Origin of the sequence: Burkholderia pseudomultivorans (genome assembly GCF_902499075.1) — a bacterium.
Lineage (GTDB): Bacteria > Pseudomonadota > Gammaproteobacteria > Burkholderiales > Burkholderiaceae > Burkholderia > Burkholderia pseudomultivorans.
This window is the reverse complement of the sequence record NZ_CABVPP010000013.1, coordinates 105,549-120,495: the sequence shown is the minus strand read 5'-3', so window position 1 is coordinate 120,495 and position 14,947 is coordinate 105,549. Positions and strand designations below refer to the sequence as shown.

The 14,947-nt window shown below is 66.5% G+C and carries 16 protein-coding genes; 9 read left to right on the top strand and 7 right to left on the bottom strand.

What is annotated here, in order from left to right; all coding sequences use genetic code 11:
* Positions 1-617 precede the first annotated feature (617 nt).
* The 4 genes from BST28156_RS12155 to BST28156_RS12140 all read left to right on the top strand — a co-directional run bounded on the left by BST28156_RS12155 (position 618) and on the right by BST28156_RS12140 (position 4,423).
* A complete protein-coding gene (locus tag BST28156_RS12155; RefSeq protein WP_174902277.1) occupies positions 618-1,835 on the top strand; it encodes a DUF2863 family protein in 1,218 nt (405 codons plus the stop codon).
* A gap of 207 nt (positions 1,836-2,042) precedes the next feature.
* A complete protein-coding gene (locus BST28156_RS12150) occupies positions 2,043-2,885 on the top strand; it encodes a response regulator transcription factor (protein ID WP_174902276.1) in 843 nt (280 codons plus the stop codon).
* A gap of 75 nt (positions 2,886-2,960) precedes the next feature.
* Complete coding sequence (locus BST28156_RS12145; RefSeq protein WP_174902275.1) at positions 2,961-3,635, top strand: energy-coupling factor ABC transporter permease; 675 nt, start codon at positions 2,961-2,963, stop codon at positions 3,633-3,635.
* A 140-nt stretch (positions 3,636-3,775) separates the two neighbouring features.
* A complete protein-coding gene (locus BST28156_RS12140) occupies positions 3,776-4,423 on the top strand; it encodes a BspC domain-containing protein (protein ID WP_174902280.1) in 648 nt (215 codons plus the stop codon).
* A gap of 82 nt (positions 4,424-4,505) precedes the next feature.
* Here BST28156_RS12140 and BST28156_RS12135 read toward each other — a convergent pair whose 3' ends face one another.
* Both BST28156_RS12135 and yaaA read right to left on the bottom strand, forming a co-directional pair.
* A complete protein-coding gene (locus BST28156_RS12135; protein ID WP_060240784.1) occupies positions 4,506-5,660 on the bottom strand; it encodes a M14 family metallopeptidase in 1,155 nt (384 codons plus the stop codon).
* Positions 5,661-5,748: 88 nt separating this feature from the next.
* Entirely contained in the window at positions 5,749-6,531 is a 783-nt protein-coding gene (gene yaaA / locus BST28156_RS12130; RefSeq protein WP_174902274.1) for a peroxide stress protein YaaA, read from the bottom strand.
* A 57-nt stretch (positions 6,532-6,588) separates the two neighbouring features.
* Between yaaA and BST28156_RS12125 the strand changes: the two genes are divergently transcribed.
* Positions 6,589-7,092 carry a putative toxin-antitoxin system toxin component, PIN family gene (locus tag BST28156_RS12125; protein WP_060240786.1) on the top strand — a complete coding sequence of 168 codons (504 nt, stop codon included), beginning with the start codon at positions 6,589-6,591 and terminating at the stop codon, positions 7,090-7,092.
* Between the two features lie 32 nt (positions 7,093-7,124).
* Positions 7,125-8,297: a pyridoxal phosphate-dependent aminotransferase gene (locus BST28156_RS12120; protein WP_174902273.1), complete on the top strand. Its 1,173-nt coding sequence runs from the start codon at positions 7,125-7,127 to the stop codon at positions 8,295-8,297.
* A gap of 94 nt (positions 8,298-8,391) precedes the next feature.
* On the opposite strand, the gene BST28156_RS12115 is transcribed toward BST28156_RS12120, so the two are convergent.
* Positions 8,392-9,048: a glutathione S-transferase family protein gene (locus BST28156_RS12115; RefSeq protein ID WP_060240788.1), complete on the bottom strand. Its 657-nt coding sequence runs from the start codon at positions 9,046-9,048 to the stop codon at positions 8,392-8,394.
* Between the two features lie 200 nt (positions 9,049-9,248).
* Between BST28156_RS12115 and BST28156_RS12110 the strand changes: the two genes are divergently transcribed.
* The 3 genes from BST28156_RS12110 to BST28156_RS12100 all read left to right on the top strand — a co-directional run bounded on the left by BST28156_RS12110 (position 9,249) and on the right by BST28156_RS12100 (position 11,554).
* Positions 9,249-10,040: an oxepin-CoA hydrolase, alternative type gene (locus BST28156_RS12110; protein ID WP_060240789.1), complete on the top strand. Its 792-nt coding sequence runs from the start codon at positions 9,249-9,251 to the stop codon at positions 10,038-10,040.
* 6 nt (positions 10,041-10,046) lie between these two features.
* Positions 10,047-10,763, top strand: a complete 717-nt coding sequence (locus BST28156_RS12105; protein WP_040127848.1) for a histidine phosphatase family protein — start codon at positions 10,047-10,049, stop codon at positions 10,761-10,763.
* A 98-nt stretch (positions 10,764-10,861) separates the two neighbouring features.
* Positions 10,862-11,554, top strand: a complete 693-nt coding sequence (locus BST28156_RS12100; RefSeq protein ID WP_174902272.1) for a glutathione binding-like protein — start codon at positions 10,862-10,864, stop codon at positions 11,552-11,554.
* Between the two features lie 45 nt (positions 11,555-11,599).
* Here the strand turns inward: BST28156_RS12100 and BST28156_RS12095 are convergent, their stop codons facing one another.
* The 4 genes from BST28156_RS12095 to BST28156_RS12080 are packed head-to-tail and all read right to left on the bottom strand — an operon-like array spanning position 11,600 to position 14,932.
* The gene (locus tag BST28156_RS12095) at positions 11,600-12,076 is read right to left on the bottom strand and encodes a MaoC family dehydratase (RefSeq protein WP_060240790.1); all 477 of its coding nucleotides are present in this window, start codon (positions 12,074-12,076) and stop codon (positions 11,600-11,602) included.
* Complete coding sequence (locus tag BST28156_RS12090) at positions 12,073-12,534, bottom strand: MaoC family dehydratase (protein WP_060240791.1); 462 nt, start codon at positions 12,532-12,534, stop codon at positions 12,073-12,075. Before BST28156_RS12090 ends, BST28156_RS12095 begins: the two co-directional genes overlap by 4 nt.
* A 40-nt stretch (positions 12,535-12,574) precedes the next feature.
* Complete coding sequence (locus tag BST28156_RS12085) at positions 12,575-13,708, bottom strand: acyl-CoA dehydrogenase family protein (protein WP_174902271.1); 1,134 nt, start codon at positions 13,706-13,708, stop codon at positions 12,575-12,577.
* 27 nt (positions 13,709-13,735) lie between these two features.
* Positions 13,736-14,932: an acyl-CoA dehydrogenase family protein gene (locus tag BST28156_RS12080; RefSeq protein WP_174902270.1), complete on the bottom strand. Its 1,197-nt coding sequence runs from the start codon at positions 14,930-14,932 to the stop codon at positions 13,736-13,738.
* Positions 14,933-14,947: the final 15 nt, after the last annotated feature.

Genomic DNA, 14,947 nt, shown 5'->3' with positions numbered 1-14,947 from the left:
GTGTAAGGCATGCCGCCAGCGTTCAATCTGAGCCAGGATCAAACTCTTCAGTTCAAACCTGTTACTGTTTTCGGTTCCGTAGAACCGGTCGCTCACTCAAAGCTGACAGGTCAATGAATTGCTTCATAAACCTGACTTACTTTAGTGTGAGACTCTTGATACTTTTGCTATCCCGATCCGAGGACCGGGTCTCGCTCACATCAAGCGCCCACACTTATCGGCTGTTAGTTTTTAAAGAGCATTCTGCACCAAGCACTGGGCTTCGTAGCAGCGCTGCGTTTTCAGCAGCAGAGAAGCGAGATTATGAACCGTGTTTCGCAAGTCGTCAACAACTTTTTGCTACAGCGTTGCGACTGCGGGGTTCTTCTTCCTTCGCCAGCCGCGTGCCCAAGACCACTGCACACCACCGACTCCGCTTCCCTCTCTCGCGCCGCGTTGCCGTTAGCGCGAAAGAGGCGTGATTCTAGGCACGTTGGCCGTTCCGCGCAAGAGGTTTAGTGCAGTTTTTTCGCGCCCCGAATTTCGGGCATCCGACCGCACGATGGCGCGACACCGCTTATAGCGCACAGAACGGACTAGAATGTGAGGTTCTTCGCCTCTTTCTATACGTATTTAACATGCGCCAGCGAATCGCCAAACGCCTTCCCCCCGATGCCGACAAGCTGGTCGGCCTGTCGCTTGCGCTCTTCGCCTCGGGTAGCCGCATCGAGGATCGCTTCTGGGAAGCGAAGCTCGACGCCCTGCTCGCCAAGATTATCCGCAACGGCAACCAGACCACGCTCGACGCAGCGCTCGATCATCTTCAGCAAAATCACCCCGACGCATACGGCGCACTCGCCGACATGGCCGAAACGCACAGCGAGTCGATGGTGGTCGAACACGACGGCCAGCCATACGACACGCTGCTGGTTGCGGTGCCCGTGCTCGCATGGACGCGCTACATGATTCCGTCGGGCGCGCTGAAAGGCGATGTCGCCGACGCGCTGCGCACGCACCTGCAGGCGCACGTGCTCGCGAGCGGCACGCTGGTCGGGCTCGCGCCGTTCCTTTACAGCATCGACCAGTTGCCGCGGCACCACGTCGAAACCTACCGGCTCGCGCAGCAGCTCGCGCACGCGGCACTCGGCCAGCACGCCGCCAAGCTCAACTTCGGCGACCTGCCCGAAACCTCGCCGATCCTGGCCGACCCGCGCTTCCTGCTCGCCGCCGTCGCGGCGCCTGCCGGCGCCCCGCTGTTTCGCTGGCAGGAAGAAGAGCACGGCAGCCGGATCGAACGCGGCCAGTGTCTCGAACAATGGATGGCCCAGGGCGGCCCGAACCTGTCGATCGCGCTGCCCGGATGCGAGTTCGAGTGCCTGCTTCCGGACGCGTACTACTCCGCATGCCGCGATGCGGACGAACGCATACGCCCGCACACGGTGCGGACCGCGATTCGTTATCTGTTCGACACACTTGGTGCAGCGCCGCAGGAACTGCGCGCCGTCGTCGCCGGCTTCGGCGAGCGCCGTATCGACGAATATCGCGTCGGCTTCACGCGGCGCGGCAGCAACGATGTGATCTACGGCGTCGTATGGCCGCTTTATGGCCGCGAGAACGGCGATGTGTCGATCGACAGCGCGACGCTCGAGGGCGAGGCACCGATCGAAGGACCGCTCGAGGAAATCGTGAGCCTGCTGAAGGAATGCGGCGTAACCGATATCCGCCGGCACGCTGGCCGTTTCGAACCCGAATACTGCGACGACTGCGGCGTGCCGCTCTACGCCGATCCGCTCGGCGAAATCGTCCACGCCGAAATGCCGGAGGACGCCTCGCCCGCCCAGCCGCATTTCCACTGATCCGCACCACCGGCCCGCGCGGCCTGTGCGCCCGAAGCCGCTCCCGGTTCTACCGGGGCGGCTTTTTTCTTGCCCGACCTCCGATGCCCGACATTTCGGACTTCTCCTAGACCTTTCGGCCAAGCAGACATCGTGTAAGGTATTTGTCATTATCCGGCCCACAGCATGCCCGTCGGCAGATCAATGACTCATCCATGGAGGTTGACTATGCGGTTCCTGGTGCTCAACTCAGACGCCGAGCGGCGTGACGGGCTGAAGGCCCTGTTGCGGCAGATCGACCGTCACGCCCGTATCAACGACGCGCCCGACGGCTTCCATGCGCGCCGCCTGTTGCGCACGCAGCGCTTCGATCTCGTTGCGATCAACTGGCTGGACGTCGGCAGGGTCAGCGAACTTCAGGCGCTCTGCAGCGCCTGCTCGCCGACGCCCGCCGCGATGCTGATCGACGAAGCCACGCCGCAGGCGATCCAGCGCTTTTTCAACTACGGCGTCGCAGGCGTGATCCCGCATTCGACGCGGCCGCACCTGATCGTCCGCGCGCTCGAAATGGTGCTGCTCGGCGGTCACTATATTCCGCCGATCGCCCTCAGCCTGCTGCCGTCCACGTCGACGCTCGCAGCCCGCCGCGACGCTCATTTCCAGACGCTCGCCGGATCGCTCCCCCGTCGCCCGACCGCCGGCCTGCTGTCGCCGAGGCAAGCGCAGATCATGCGGTTCGTTCACCTGGGCAGCACGAACAAGATGATCGCGCGCACGCTCGGCATCAGCGAAGGCACGGTGAAAATCCACCTTGCCAGCATCTTCCAGCAGCTCGGCGCGGCAAACCGCGCCGCCGCGGTCGCAATCTACAACGGCTGGCTGTCGCCCCATCTCGAAGTGCTGCTGGCCAGCCGCGACCGCGCGCGCAAGCCGGCCCTCGGTGAGCGCGGCCCGGTCCCGCTGCGCGCGCAACGGAACGACCGCCCGTACCCGCTGCCGGGTGAGCATGTCGGCACGCACGAATTGCCGCTCGCCGCCGAACCGCCGGCACGATTCCGCCGCCAGCGCTAGACCGACAGTCTCGATATTGCGACGCTCGGCATGCGCGGATTCCCACCTTTGATGCTCAACGAGTAATATGAACACATGGGTTTTCTTTTCACACCGCTTCCGTTCTGGATTGGCATCGGTGGCTGGATCGCCGCCGCGGCCCTGCTTGCGCTCGCGTTCTGGAATCGCCCGTTCGTCCGCCTGCAGGATGCGACGCTCCAGCACGTATGGCTCGCGCTCGTCACCGCGATCACGGTGCTGTGGGCCTCGAACGCATGGCTCGACGACGGCATCGTCATGCACCTGCTCGGCGCGACGCTGCTCGTCACACTATTCGACTGGACCCTCGCGCTGGTTGCGATGGGCGTCGTCACTGCCATCGCCGCAGTCATCTTCGACGCGTCGTGGCAAGGCGTCGGCCTGACCTATCTGGTTTACGGCGCATTACCGGTCGCCGTATCGGCGTTGCTGCAGCGCGCCGCGATCGCATGGCTGCCGCACAATCTCGCATCGTTCATCACGGGCCAGGGATTCCTGTCGCCGGCCATCGCGATCGTCGCGGTCGCCGCGGCGGCTGCCGGTGTCCAGCTCGCGCTTGCCGACGGCACACCCGTCGTGATCCCGGCCGGCTATCTGCTGAACACCGCGCTGCTTGCGCTCGGCGAAGCTTGGTTCACCGGAATGGCGACCGCGCTCATCGCCGTCTATCGCCCCGCGTGGGTCACGACGTTCGACGTGCGACGCTATCGTCTCGGCGGCCCGCGCGCCTGAACGTCACATCGGTTCCAGGGCGCGTCGACGTACCTCGTGTACGGCCTGCTCGGCGCGAGAGAGCGCACCGTCTACTGCGGCACGACTTTTTTACGCTAAGATTGAACTCCTGTTCTTCATCGGGCCTCTATATCTGCCCGATGCCTCATTCGCTCCTCACCAATAACCAGATGGACAGCTCACCCGCCTCGCCCCGGATTCTCCGGGCGTTCGGCAAGCTGGCGGCCTGTGTCGCGGGCCTGTCGCTTGCGCTTCCGGCACCGGTCTTTGCCGACCTTCTCGACCAGCGCTCCGAGCTGATCAACAAATTCGTCAACGAGATGCACGCCGATCCGCTCGTCGCCGATTGTGCGGCGCACGGCAGCTTCATCGCCAGCACGTCGTCCGCGTTCGAGCGCGTCGATTTCGCGCCGAACGCATTCGACAGCAGCAACGCGACGATCACGCCGTGGAACGATTCGTTCGATCAGGGCAAACAGCGCGTGAAGGTCGACAACATCGTCACCGTCGACGGGCTCGGCGTTCGCAGCGACGGCGGCGACCCGACGCCGCTGAAGTTCCGCTGCGGCTACGTCGGCCAGCAGATGCTCGCGTTCAGCTGGAATGATCCGGTGCCGCCGCTGAAGCCGCGCGTCGAACGCCCCGCGCCGTCGACGAAGAAGTTCAAGGGCAAGACGCACCGCGGCAAGGCCAAGGCGACGGGCCACACCGCCAGGAAGTCGGCCGCCGCGAAAAAATCGGGCACGCAGAAGAAGACCGTGAAAAAGAAAACCGCGAAGAAGTCCTGATACGACGGAGCGGCAACGACAGAAGCAAAAAGCCGGGGCATCGCAGGATGCCCCGGCTTTTTTTTGCGATCGACGCCGTCGCTTACGCGAACGTCTCGACGTGCTTCAGGATCGCAGCCAGCATCGCCGCGCCGAGCGCCGCGCTGCGCTCGCCGTTCCAGCCGACGCGCTCGTCGGGCAGGTTCGCGTTGTCCTTGAACGGCATTTCGAGCGTCAGCGACAGGCAGCCGAAGCGATGCCCGATGTACTTCGACGCGAGCTTCAGCGCGTCCTCCTTGTACTTGCTTGCCGCATAGCCGTGCTCGGTCTGGAAGTCGGGGCTCGCGACCTTGAACGCTTCGATGAACGCGGCCTGCTCGCTGCCCTGCTGCTCGGTGAAGCTCGGCAGCATCTCCGAACCGGCGACGAACACGTACGGCAGATCCTCGTCGCCGTGAATGTCGAAGAACATGTCGCAGCCGGTCGCATGAATCGCGTCGCGCACGGCCAGCACCTCGGGGCTGCGCTCGGCATCGGGCGCCATCCACTCGCGGTTCAGGTTCGCGCCCGCGGCATTGGTGCGCAGGTTGCCGTGCACGCTGCCGTCGGGATTCATGTTCGGCACGATATGGAACGTCACGCGATCGTAGAGCTTGCGCGCGACCGGATCGCCGGCCCAGTCGCCCCACCCGGCCAGCCGCTTGACCAGCCCTTCGACGAACCACTCGGCCATCGTCTCGCCCGGATGCTGGCGCGCGATGATCCACACCTTCTTCTTCGGCGCGCCGCCGGTCTCCGGCGTGCCGAGCGTCAGCAGCGACATCGGACGGCCCTCGACCGTACGGCCGAGTTCGACGACGCTCGCATGCGGCAACTGCTGGACCGCGCCGAGAAACGCCGCGTGACGCTCTTCCGAGTACGGTTCGAAATACGCGTAGTAGATGCTGTCGAACTCGGGCGTATGGTCGATCGTCATCGTCTTGCCGTCGAACGTCGTCGGCACGCGGAACCAGACGACGCGGTCGTAGCTCGCGACCGCTTCATAGTTGCGCCAGCCCGACGGATACGCGCATTGGTCCGCGTTCTCGAACGTCATCACGCACCGCTCGCCGCGCGCGCCGGTCAGGCGGTAGTAGAACCACTGCGCGAATTCCGAGCGATTGTCGCCGCGCACGCGCAGCCGGATCGCATCCGGGCTGTCGCAGGACACGACGTCGATTGCGCCCGCGTCGAAGTTGCTGGTGATCGAAAGGGCCATCCGTTTCTCCTTGAGCGGCCGTCACGCGCGGTGTGCCGCGCGCCGGGCCTGATGCATGCGCCGGCCGTCTCGTGAACGGCCGGCAGGGTCACTCGCCGACTCGCCGGCGATATACGTAAGTCGAATCGTTCGACGCAGCGGCGTCGAACGCATAGCCTTCCATCGCAAAATCGCGCAGCGCCTGCGGCTCGGCGATGCGATTCTCGACGACGTAGCGCGCCATCAGGCCGCGCGCGCGCTTCGCATGGAAGCTGATGATCTTGTAGCGACCGCCCTTCCAGTCCTCGAACACCGGCGTGATCACCGGCGCGGCCAGCAGCTTCGGCTTGACCGACTTGAAATACTCGGTCGACGCGCAATTGATCAGCACGCGCGAAGCGCCGCTGCGCGTTTCGAGCTGTTCGTTCAGCGCGCGCGTGATCCGGTCGCCCCAGAATGCGTACAGGTCCTTGCCGCGCGCGTTCGCGAACCGCGTGCTCATCTCGAGCCGGTACGGCTGCAGCAGGTCGAGCGGACGCAGCAGCCCGTACAGGCCCGACAGCACGCGCACGTGCCGCTGCGCGTAGTCGAGATCGTCGGCCGACAGCGATTTCGCGTCGAATCCTTCGTACACGTCGCCGTTGAACGCGAGCACGGCCTGCTTCGCATTGGCCGGCGTAAAGATGGGCGACCAGTCCGCGTAGCGCTGGAAGTTCAGCCGCGCGAGCGGGTCGGAGATGTCCATCAGCGTCGCGATGTCCTGCGGCGACAGCTTGCGCAGCCCGTCGATCAGTTCCGACGCGTCGCCGACGAATGCAGGCTCCGTGTAAGACGGGACGTGGGCGGGCGTCTCGTAGTCAAGGGATTTGGCGGGAGAGAGAACGATTATCATAGAGGCTCGCTGGCACGCCGTGCCGTGCGGTCAGACGAAAACCACCGATTGTAACGAATGCCCAGCTCCCTCGCCCCGCCCGTCGCGCGCCGCGTCGTACTCGACTCGAACGTCTGGATCGACATTCTCGTGTTCGACGATCCCGCCACGCGGCCGATTCGCGCCGCGCTGGAATGCGGCGCGCTCGCCGCCGTGATCGACAGCCGCTGCCTGACCGAGCTCGAGCACGTGCTCGACTATCCGCAGTTCCAGGCCCGCGCGATCGACAAGGCCGCCGCGCTCGCGACGGTCGCCCGTCTCGCGCGCCTCGTCGAACCGGCGCCGGTCGCAGCCGACGCGCCGCCGCTGCCGAAATGCAAGGACCGCGACGACCAGAAGTTTCTCGAACTCGCACGCGCCGCGCAGGCCGAGTGGCTCGTGTCGAAAGACCGCGCGCTGCTGAAGCTCGCGAAGCGCACCGCACGCGACTTCGGCTTCCGGATCTCGCAGCCCGCGCCGTTCAACGAGGCCTGCGCGCTCGACGCCGCGCCGGCCGCCAACGCTACCGCCACGCCGGCCTGACGCGTCCGGCATCAACGACTTCGACCGTACCGATGAACGCACCTTCAGACATGCCAACGACTCCCGTTTTTCCCTCGCGCCTGCCGAACGTCGGCACGACGATCTTCACGGTCATGAGTGCGCTCGCCGCCGAAAAAGGCGCCGTGAACCTCGGCCAGGGCTTCCCGGATTTCGACTGCGACCCGCGCATCGTCGACGCGGTCGCGGCCGCGATGCGCAACGGCCACAACCAGTATCCGCCGATGGCGGGCGTCGCGCCGCTGCGCGACGCGATCGCAGATAAAATCGCGCAGGTCTACGGACGCCGCTACGATCCGGCCACCGAGATCACGGTGACGGCCGGCGCGACGCAGGCGCTGCTCACCGCGATCCTGTGCGCGGTGCATCCGGGCGACGAGGTGATCGTCGTCGAGCCGACCTACGACAGCTACCTGCCGTCGATCGAGCTGGCGGGCGGCAAACCGGTGTTCGTCACGCTGGAAGCGCCCGACTACGCGATCCCGTTCGACCGTCTCGCGGCCGCGATCACGCCGAAGACGCGCATGATCCTGATCAACACGCCGCACAACCCGACCGGCACCGTATGGCGCGAGGCGGACATGCGCAAGCTCGAGGAAATCGTGCGCGGCACCAACGTGCTGATCCTGTCCGACGAAGTGTACGAGCACATGGTGTACGACGGCGCACGCCACGAAAGCGTCGCGCGCTACCCGGAACTCGCGGCGCGCAGCTTCATCGTGTCGAGCTTCGGCAAGACCTATCACGTGACGGGCTGGAAGGTCGGCTACGTCGCGGCGCCCGCCGCGCTGAGCGCCGAGTTCCGCAAGGTCCATCAGTTCAACGTGTTCACGGTGAACACGCCGATGCAGATCGGCCTCGCCGACTACCTGCGCGATCCGGCGCCGTACCTGACGCTCGCCGACTTCTACCAGAACAAGCGCGACTTCTTCCGCGCGGGCCTCGAACGCACGCGCTTCAAGCTGCTGCCGTGCTCGGGCACGTACTTCCAGTGTGTCGACTATTCGGCGATCAGCGATCTGCCCGAAGCGGAATTCTCGAAGTGGCTGACCTCCGAGATCGGCGTCGCCGCGATCCCGGTGTCGGCGTTCTATCATGCGCCGCACGAATCGGGCGTCGTGCGCTTCTGCTTCGCGAAGCAGGAAAGCACGCTCGCGGCCGCGCTCGAACGGCTCGCCCGCCTGTAAGTCGGCGCTCGGGCGACCGCGTGTCGCCCGGGCATCGGCCGCATGCAGCGGCCGCTTTCACGGCGCGACACGCTTCAGCCGCGCCGCATCGCCGTCAAGCACGCGCAGCGTTCGACGCGTCGACGAACGCCTTGCGATCGGCCGCCACGCGCTGCGCAGCCGGCCGCTCGCCGACCTGCTTTGCGTGCGCCTTCCAGTCGATCCCCGCGTCGAGCAGGAAATCGCGACCGTAGACGGCCTTCGTCGCCATCCCGATCACCGGCAGATGAACCGCCGCGGCCATGTCCGCGAGGCCGAACGACTCGCCCAGCACGTACGGCGCGAACTTCGTCATCCGCTTGAATGCGTCGATCGCGCGCGGCAGGCGCTTCTCGACGTGCGCCTTCATCCCGTCGCTGACCTTGCCGCCGAAGAACGCTTCCGTATAGATCTCGCGCGCGGTCCATTCGAGATACAGCTCGAGCGTCTCGACGAGCTCGCGCACCTTCGCGGCCGCGAACGGCCCCGCCGGGAAAATGGCTTTCTCGGGATAGCGCGCCGCCAGGTACTCGATGATCACCTGCGACTCGAACAGCGCGCCTTCGTCGGTCTTCAGATACGGAATCTTGCCGAGCGGGGAATCGGCGAGCAGCGCCGGATCGCTGATCGGCAGGCTGCACGACCGCTCTTCGAACGGAATGTCGTGCTCGAGCAGCACGAACTTCACCTTGTTGTAATAGTTGGACAACGGAATACCGCACAGCTGTAGCATCGGAGTCTCCTTCCTTGCTGAAGCGCGGCCGCGACAGCGTCGGCCGCATCGGGATTCGTCGCGCTGAAAAGCACGTTCGTGCTAGTCTAAAACAGTTTCACGTCCGTCATGACAACATAGCATCCGCTGCGACGGCAGCCTCGCATGTCCGCGCATGACATGCGGCGCCACCGCCTCGCCAACCGCTGGAGACACACCGCATGAGCGCCGAACTGCTGGCCAGCCGCCCGCCCGAGAGCGAATCGACCCTCGTCCTCACGATATCCAATCCCGGCGCACGCAACGCGCTGCATCCCGACATGTATGCGGCCGGCGTCGAAGCGCTCGCCACCGCCGAGCGCGATCCGTCGATTCGCGCGGTCGTGCTCACCGGCGCCGATCGCTTCTTCTGCGCGGGCGGCAACCTGAACCGGCTGCTCGACAATCGCGCGAAGGATCCGTCGTACCAGGCCGACAGCGTCGACCAGCTCGGCGCGTGGGTCGCGGCGATCCGCGCATCGACCAAGCCCGTGATCGCGGCGGTCGAAGGTGCCGCAGCCGGCGCGGGCTTCTCGCTCGCGCTGGCCTGCGACCTGATCGTCGCCGCGCACGACGTGAAGTTCGTGATGTCGTATGCGCGCGTCGGCCTGACGCCCGACGGCGGCGGCTCGTGGTTCCTCGCCCGCGCGCTGCCGCGCGCGCTCGCGGCCGAGATCCTGTTCGAAGGCAAGCCCGTCGCGGCCGAGCGCCTGCATGCGCTCGGCGTCGTCAACCGCGTGACCGCACCCGGCGCCGCGCTGAGCGAGGCGCTCGCGTGGGCCGACACGCTCGCCGGCATCTCGCCGAACGCGCTCACGCGCATCAAGTCGCTGCTCGACGACGCGGTTGCGCAGCCGCTCGATACGCACCTCGTCACCGAGCGCAATCATTTCGTCGCGTCGCTGCATCACGCCGACGGTCTCGAAGGCATCACCGCGTTTCTCGAGAAGCGCCAACCCCGCTACAAGCGCTGACCCGCCATGCCCGCTTTCGACCTGCCCCGCCGGCGCCGCCTCTATCTGATGCGCCACGGCGACGTCACCTATTTCGACGACTCCGGACGCGCGATCGATCCCGACACCGTGCCGCTCAATGCACGCGGGCGCGAGCAGGCGAGCGCTGCGGGCCGCGTGTTCGCCGCGCAGCAGATCCGTTTCGATCGCGTGATCGCGAGCGGCCTGCCGCGCACGATCGAGACCGCGCAGCGCGTGCTCGCGGAAACCGGGCAGCGCATCGACATCGAAATCGAGCCGGCGTGGCGCGAGATTCGGGGCGGCCACCTGGCCGACATTCCGCCCGAGCAGCATCGCGACGCATTCCTGCGCGTGCTCGACGGCATCGTCCCCGAATCGACGCGCTTTCTCGGCGGCGAAACGATCGGTGAACTGATCGATCGCGTGCTGCCGCCGCTCGACGCGCTGCGCGCCGACCGCACCTGGGATACCGCGCTGCTGGTGCTGCACGGCGGCGTCAACTGCGCGCTGCTGTCGCACGCGACGGTGCCGGGCCAGCGCCTGTTCATCGGCCACCTGTCGCAGGAGACCGGCTGCATCAACGCGCTCGACGTCGGCGACGCGCCGCACGACTGGGTGATCCGCCTGCTCAACTATTCGCCGCCCGCGGCGCTGCATCGCGACACGCGCAACACGACGATGGAAGTGCTGTACCACCAGTATCTGCAGTCCGTCCGGCGCTGAGTGCCGGCGTCTGCAGCCTGCGTCGATCCATGCTCTAATGACCGCCTGTCGCGGCGCGCCGCCTGCGCCGCTTTCGCGCATGCAACGAAGGAGTGACGATGATCGACGTCTATAGCTGGGCGACCCCGAACGGCCACAAGGTCCACATCATGCTCGAGGAAACGGGCCTCGCGTATCGCGCGCATCCGATCGATATCGGCGCGGGCGACCAGTTCAAGCCCGAATTCCTGAAGATCAGCCCGAACAACAAGATCCCCGCGATCGTCGATCCGGACGGCCCCGGCGGCAAGCCGATCTCGCTGTTCGAATCGGGTGCGATCCTGATCTACCTCGCCGAGAAAACCGGCCGGTTCCTGCCGACCGACCCGGCCGCGCGCTATGCGACGCTCGAGTGGCTGATGTTCCAGATGGGCGGCGTCGGCCCGATGCTCGGGCAGGCGCACCACTTCCGCCTCTATGCGCCGGAGAAGATCGAGTACGCGGTCAACCGCTACACGAACGAGGCGAAGCGCCTGTACAACGTGATGGAAAAGCGCCTCGGCGAATCCGAGTATCTGGCCGGCGACACGTACACGATCGCGGACATCGCGACGTTCCCGTGGACGCGTTCGTGGCAGAACCAGGGCATCGTGCTCGACGAACTGCCGAACGTGAAGCGCTGGCACGAAGCGATCGCCGCGCGGCCGGCCGTGCAGCGCGGCGTCGAGGTGCTCGCGTCGTTGCGCAAGGCGCTGCAGGACGACAAGGCGCGCGAGGTGCTGTTCGGCGCGACGCAATACGCGAAGCACTGACGGAGCGGCCGGAGGGCGACGCGGCATCCGCCTCCGGCCCGCGCTTCAGAAGTAGTGCAGCGTGATGAACTCCGCCGCGCACACGAGCAGCGGCGCGCCGGGACGCTCGGCCTGGACCGACACCGACCACGTGACCTGCACGCCGCCCTGCGCGGCATCCGCCGTTTCCTTCACCGCGAACAGCGCGCGCACGCGCGCGCCGACCGGCACCGGCTTCAGGAAGCGCACGCGGTTCAGCCCGTAGTTCACGCCCATCTTCTGTTCGAAACGCATCGCGCCGTCCATCAGCGCGGGAATCAGCGACAGCGTCAGGAAGCCGTGCGCGATCGGGCCGCCGAACGGCGACTCGCGCCGCGCCCGCTCGGGATCGACGTGAATCCACTGGTGATCGTCGGTCGCGTCGGCGAAACCGTCGACGCGACGCTGGTCGATCGCGATCCAGCCGCTTTCGAGCGGCGCCTCGCCGACGCGCGCGTGCAGCGCCTGCGCCGACGCGATCAGCGGCAGCGTGACGTCCGTCATGCGCGCGCCCCATCCGGATCACGCAGCCCGAAGATCACCTTGGTCCGCACCGTGATCACCGTCTCGCCGCGATCGTTGGTGCCGATCCACTCGGTCGACACGATTCCGCGGTCGGGCTTGCTCGCCGATACGCGCTTGTCGTGGATCTTCTGGTGCATCGTGATCGTGTCGCCGGCGCGCACCGGCTTGATCCAGCGAATCTCGTCGATGCCGGGCGAGCCCATGCTGGTCGAGTCGGAGCCGAGATGACGCACCAGCAGGCTCATGAACACCGAACAGGTATGCCAGCCGCTCGCGACGAGGCCGCCGAACGGCGACGCCTTCGCGGCTTCTTCGTCGACGTGGAACGGCTGCGGGTCGTAGCGCCCGGCGAATGCCTTGATGTCGTCGGCCTCGAACGTATAGCGACCCACTTCGGTGGTGCTGCCGACCACCAGGTCTTCGTAACTGATGCTCACATGCGTCTCCTCGATGGGCGCGCGCGGATGCGCGGCGCCGTCATGCTGCGTCGGCCTGCGCGAAATCGGGCAGCGCCGCGATACGGGCCAGATGATGATCGGTGTCGCCAAGCGTCGTCTCGATGATCGACAGCCGCTTGAACAGATGGGCAGCCGCGACTTCGTTGGTCACGCCCATCCCGCCGTGCAGCTGCACGGCCTGCTGGCCGACGAAGCGCGCGGCCGCGCCGACCCGCGCCTTCGCGGCGGACACGGCCTTGCGGCGCGCATCGGCGTCGCCGCTCGCATAGCGCACCGCCGCCAGATACGTCAGCGAACGCGCCTGCTCGGCGTGGATCAGCATGTCGACCATCCGGTGCTGCAGCGCCTGGAAACGCGCGATCGGCACGCCGAACTGCTCGCGCGTCTTCGTGTATTCGACCGTCGCGCGGTTCAGCTCGTCGAGCGCGCCGACCGCTTCCGCGCACAACAGGAAGGTCGCGTAATCGGCGATCTGCTCGAGCGCGGCCGCATCGCGCGCGCCGCCGGTCAGCAGGCGCGCGGGCGTCGCGTCGAAGCCGATCGTCGCGGCACGCTGGCCGTCGATCGTCCGGTAGTCGGCGAGCGTCACGCCTGCCGCATCGCGCTCGACGACGAACAGGCCGATGCCTCCGCCGTCGACGCGCGCGGGTACGATCCACGCATCGGCCTGCGCGCCGTGCTGCACGACCGACTTGGTGCCGGTCAGCCGGTGCGCGTCGCCCTGCCCGCTTGCATGCGTATCGAGTTCGAACAGGTCGTAGCGCGCGTGCGGCTCGTGAAACGCGACCGCCACACGCTTCTGCCCTTGCGCGATTGCCTCCAGCAGCGCGGCATCGTCGCCCGCACCGGAACCGGCAATGCGCAGCGCCTCCGCGCCGACCGCCGTCGCCCAGTACGGCTCGACGACCAGCGCGCGGCCCAGCTCCTGCATGACGACCAGCATGTCGACCGGGCCGCCGCCGAAGCCGCCCTGCGCATCCGGCACGGGCAGCGCGGTCAGTCCGAGTTCCGTGAACGCGCTCCATTGCGCGTCCGACACGCCCGTGTCGCTGCGCACGATCGCCTGACGCGCATCGAATCCGTATTGCTCGCCGAGATAACGACGCAGCGCGTCGGCGAACTGCTGCTGCTCATCGGTAAAGGTGAAATCCATGCTTGTCTCCGATCCCGTTCCCGGTGCTCACAGCCCGAGAATCATCTGCGCGATGATGTTCTTCTGAATTTCGTTCGAGCCGCCGTAGATCGACGTCTTCCGATAATTGAAGTAGTACGCGGCCAGCGGCGCCGCGTCGTCGTCGCCCGCGCTGCTGTGCGCATGCTCGCCTTCGAGGAACGGCACGTCGAACGGCGCCGCGAGCGGGCCGATCGCCTCGAACATCAGCTCGGTCAGCGCCTGCTGCACCTCGGTGCCCTTGATCTTCAGCATCGACGCCTCGGGGCCCGGCCCCTTGCCGCTGGTCTCGCGGCTGACGACGCGCAGCACCGTCACCTCGAGCGCCATCAGCTCGACTTCGAGCGCCGCGACTTTCGCGGCAAACACCGGATCGGCGAGCAGCGGCTTGCCGTTCTTGCGCTGATTCGACGCGACGCGCTTCAGGAACGCGAGCTCGCGCTTCGACGCGCCGACGCGCGCGATGCCCGTGCGCTCATGGCCGAGCAGGTATTTCGCATAGGTCCAGCCGCGGTTCTCGTCGCCGACGAGATTCTCGACGGGCACCTTCACGTCCTCGAAGAACACCTCGTTGACTTCATGATCCTCGTCGAGCGTGATGATCGGGCGCACCGTGATGCCGGGCGTCCTCATGTCGATCAGCAGGAACGAGATGCCCTCCTGCTTCTTCGCGGCCGGGTCGGTGCGCACCAGGCAGAACATCATGTCGGCGTACTGGCCGAGCGTCGTCCAGGTCTTCTGGCCGTTCACGACGTAGTGATCGCCGTGGCGCTCGGCGCGCGTGCGCAGCGACGCGAGATCGGATCCGGAGCCCGGCTCCGAATAGCCCTGGCACCACCAGTCGGTGCCGTCGAGAATGCGCGGCAGATAGTGACGCTTCTGCGCTTCGCTGCCGTATTTCATCAGCACCGGCGCGACCATCGACACGCCGAACGGCAGGACGGTCGGCGCGCCGATCCGCGCGCATTCCTCGTCCCAGATATGCCGCTGCGTCGCGTTCCATCCGGGGCCGCCGTATTCGGTCGGCCATGCGGGCGCGGACCAGCCGCGCTGGCCGAGAATCCGGTGCCAGCTCGCGTAGTCGTCGCGGTCGAGACGTTTGTGATCGAGAACCTTGGCGCGCAGCGCCCGAGGCAGGTTGGCCTCGAGCCAGGCGCGAATGTCGGCGCGGAATGCGTCGTCGGCGGGGGAATAATCCAGATCCATGCGCTGTGTCTCCTG

Excerpts from the sequence above, each read along its gene's own strand:
- BST28156_RS12155 (WP_174902277.1), top strand. The coding sequence starts at position 618 with ATGCGCCAGCGAATCGCCAAACGCCTTCCCCCCGATGCCGACAAGCTG.
- BST28156_RS12150 (WP_174902276.1), top strand. The coding sequence starts at position 2,043 with ATGCGGTTCCTGGTGCTCAACTCAGACGCCGAGCGGCGTGACGGGCTG.
- BST28156_RS12145 (WP_174902275.1), top strand. The coding sequence starts at position 2,961 with ATGGGTTTTCTTTTCACACCGCTTCCGTTCTGGATTGGCATCGGTGGC.
- BST28156_RS12140 (WP_174902280.1), top strand. The coding sequence starts at position 3,776 with ATGCCTCATTCGCTCCTCACCAATAACCAGATGGACAGCTCACCCGCC.
- BST28156_RS12135 (WP_060240784.1), bottom strand. The coding sequence starts at position 5,660 with ATGGCCCTTTCGATCACCAGCAACTTCGACGCGGGCGCAATCGACGTC.
- yaaA (WP_174902274.1), bottom strand. The coding sequence starts at position 6,531 with ATGATAATCGTTCTCTCTCCCGCCAAATCCCTTGACTACGAGACGCCC.
- BST28156_RS12125 (WP_060240786.1), top strand. The coding sequence starts at position 6,589 with ATGCCCAGCTCCCTCGCCCCGCCCGTCGCGCGCCGCGTCGTACTCGAC.
- BST28156_RS12120 (WP_174902273.1), top strand. The coding sequence starts at position 7,125 with ATGAACGCACCTTCAGACATGCCAACGACTCCCGTTTTTCCCTCGCGC.
- BST28156_RS12115 (WP_060240788.1), bottom strand. The coding sequence starts at position 9,048 with ATGCTACAGCTGTGCGGTATTCCGTTGTCCAACTATTACAACAAGGTG.
- BST28156_RS12110 (WP_060240789.1), top strand. The coding sequence starts at position 9,249 with ATGAGCGCCGAACTGCTGGCCAGCCGCCCGCCCGAGAGCGAATCGACC.
- BST28156_RS12105 (WP_040127848.1), top strand. The coding sequence starts at position 10,047 with ATGCCCGCTTTCGACCTGCCCCGCCGGCGCCGCCTCTATCTGATGCGC.
- BST28156_RS12100 (WP_174902272.1), top strand. The coding sequence starts at position 10,862 with ATGATCGACGTCTATAGCTGGGCGACCCCGAACGGCCACAAGGTCCAC.
- BST28156_RS12095 (WP_060240790.1), bottom strand. The coding sequence starts at position 12,076 with ATGACGGACGTCACGCTGCCGCTGATCGCGTCGGCGCAGGCGCTGCAC.
- BST28156_RS12085 (WP_174902271.1), bottom strand. The coding sequence starts at position 13,708 with ATGGATTTCACCTTTACCGATGAGCAGCAGCAGTTCGCCGACGCGCTG.
- BST28156_RS12080 (WP_174902270.1), bottom strand. The coding sequence starts at position 14,932 with ATGGATCTGGATTATTCCCCCGCCGACGACGCATTCCGCGCCGACATT.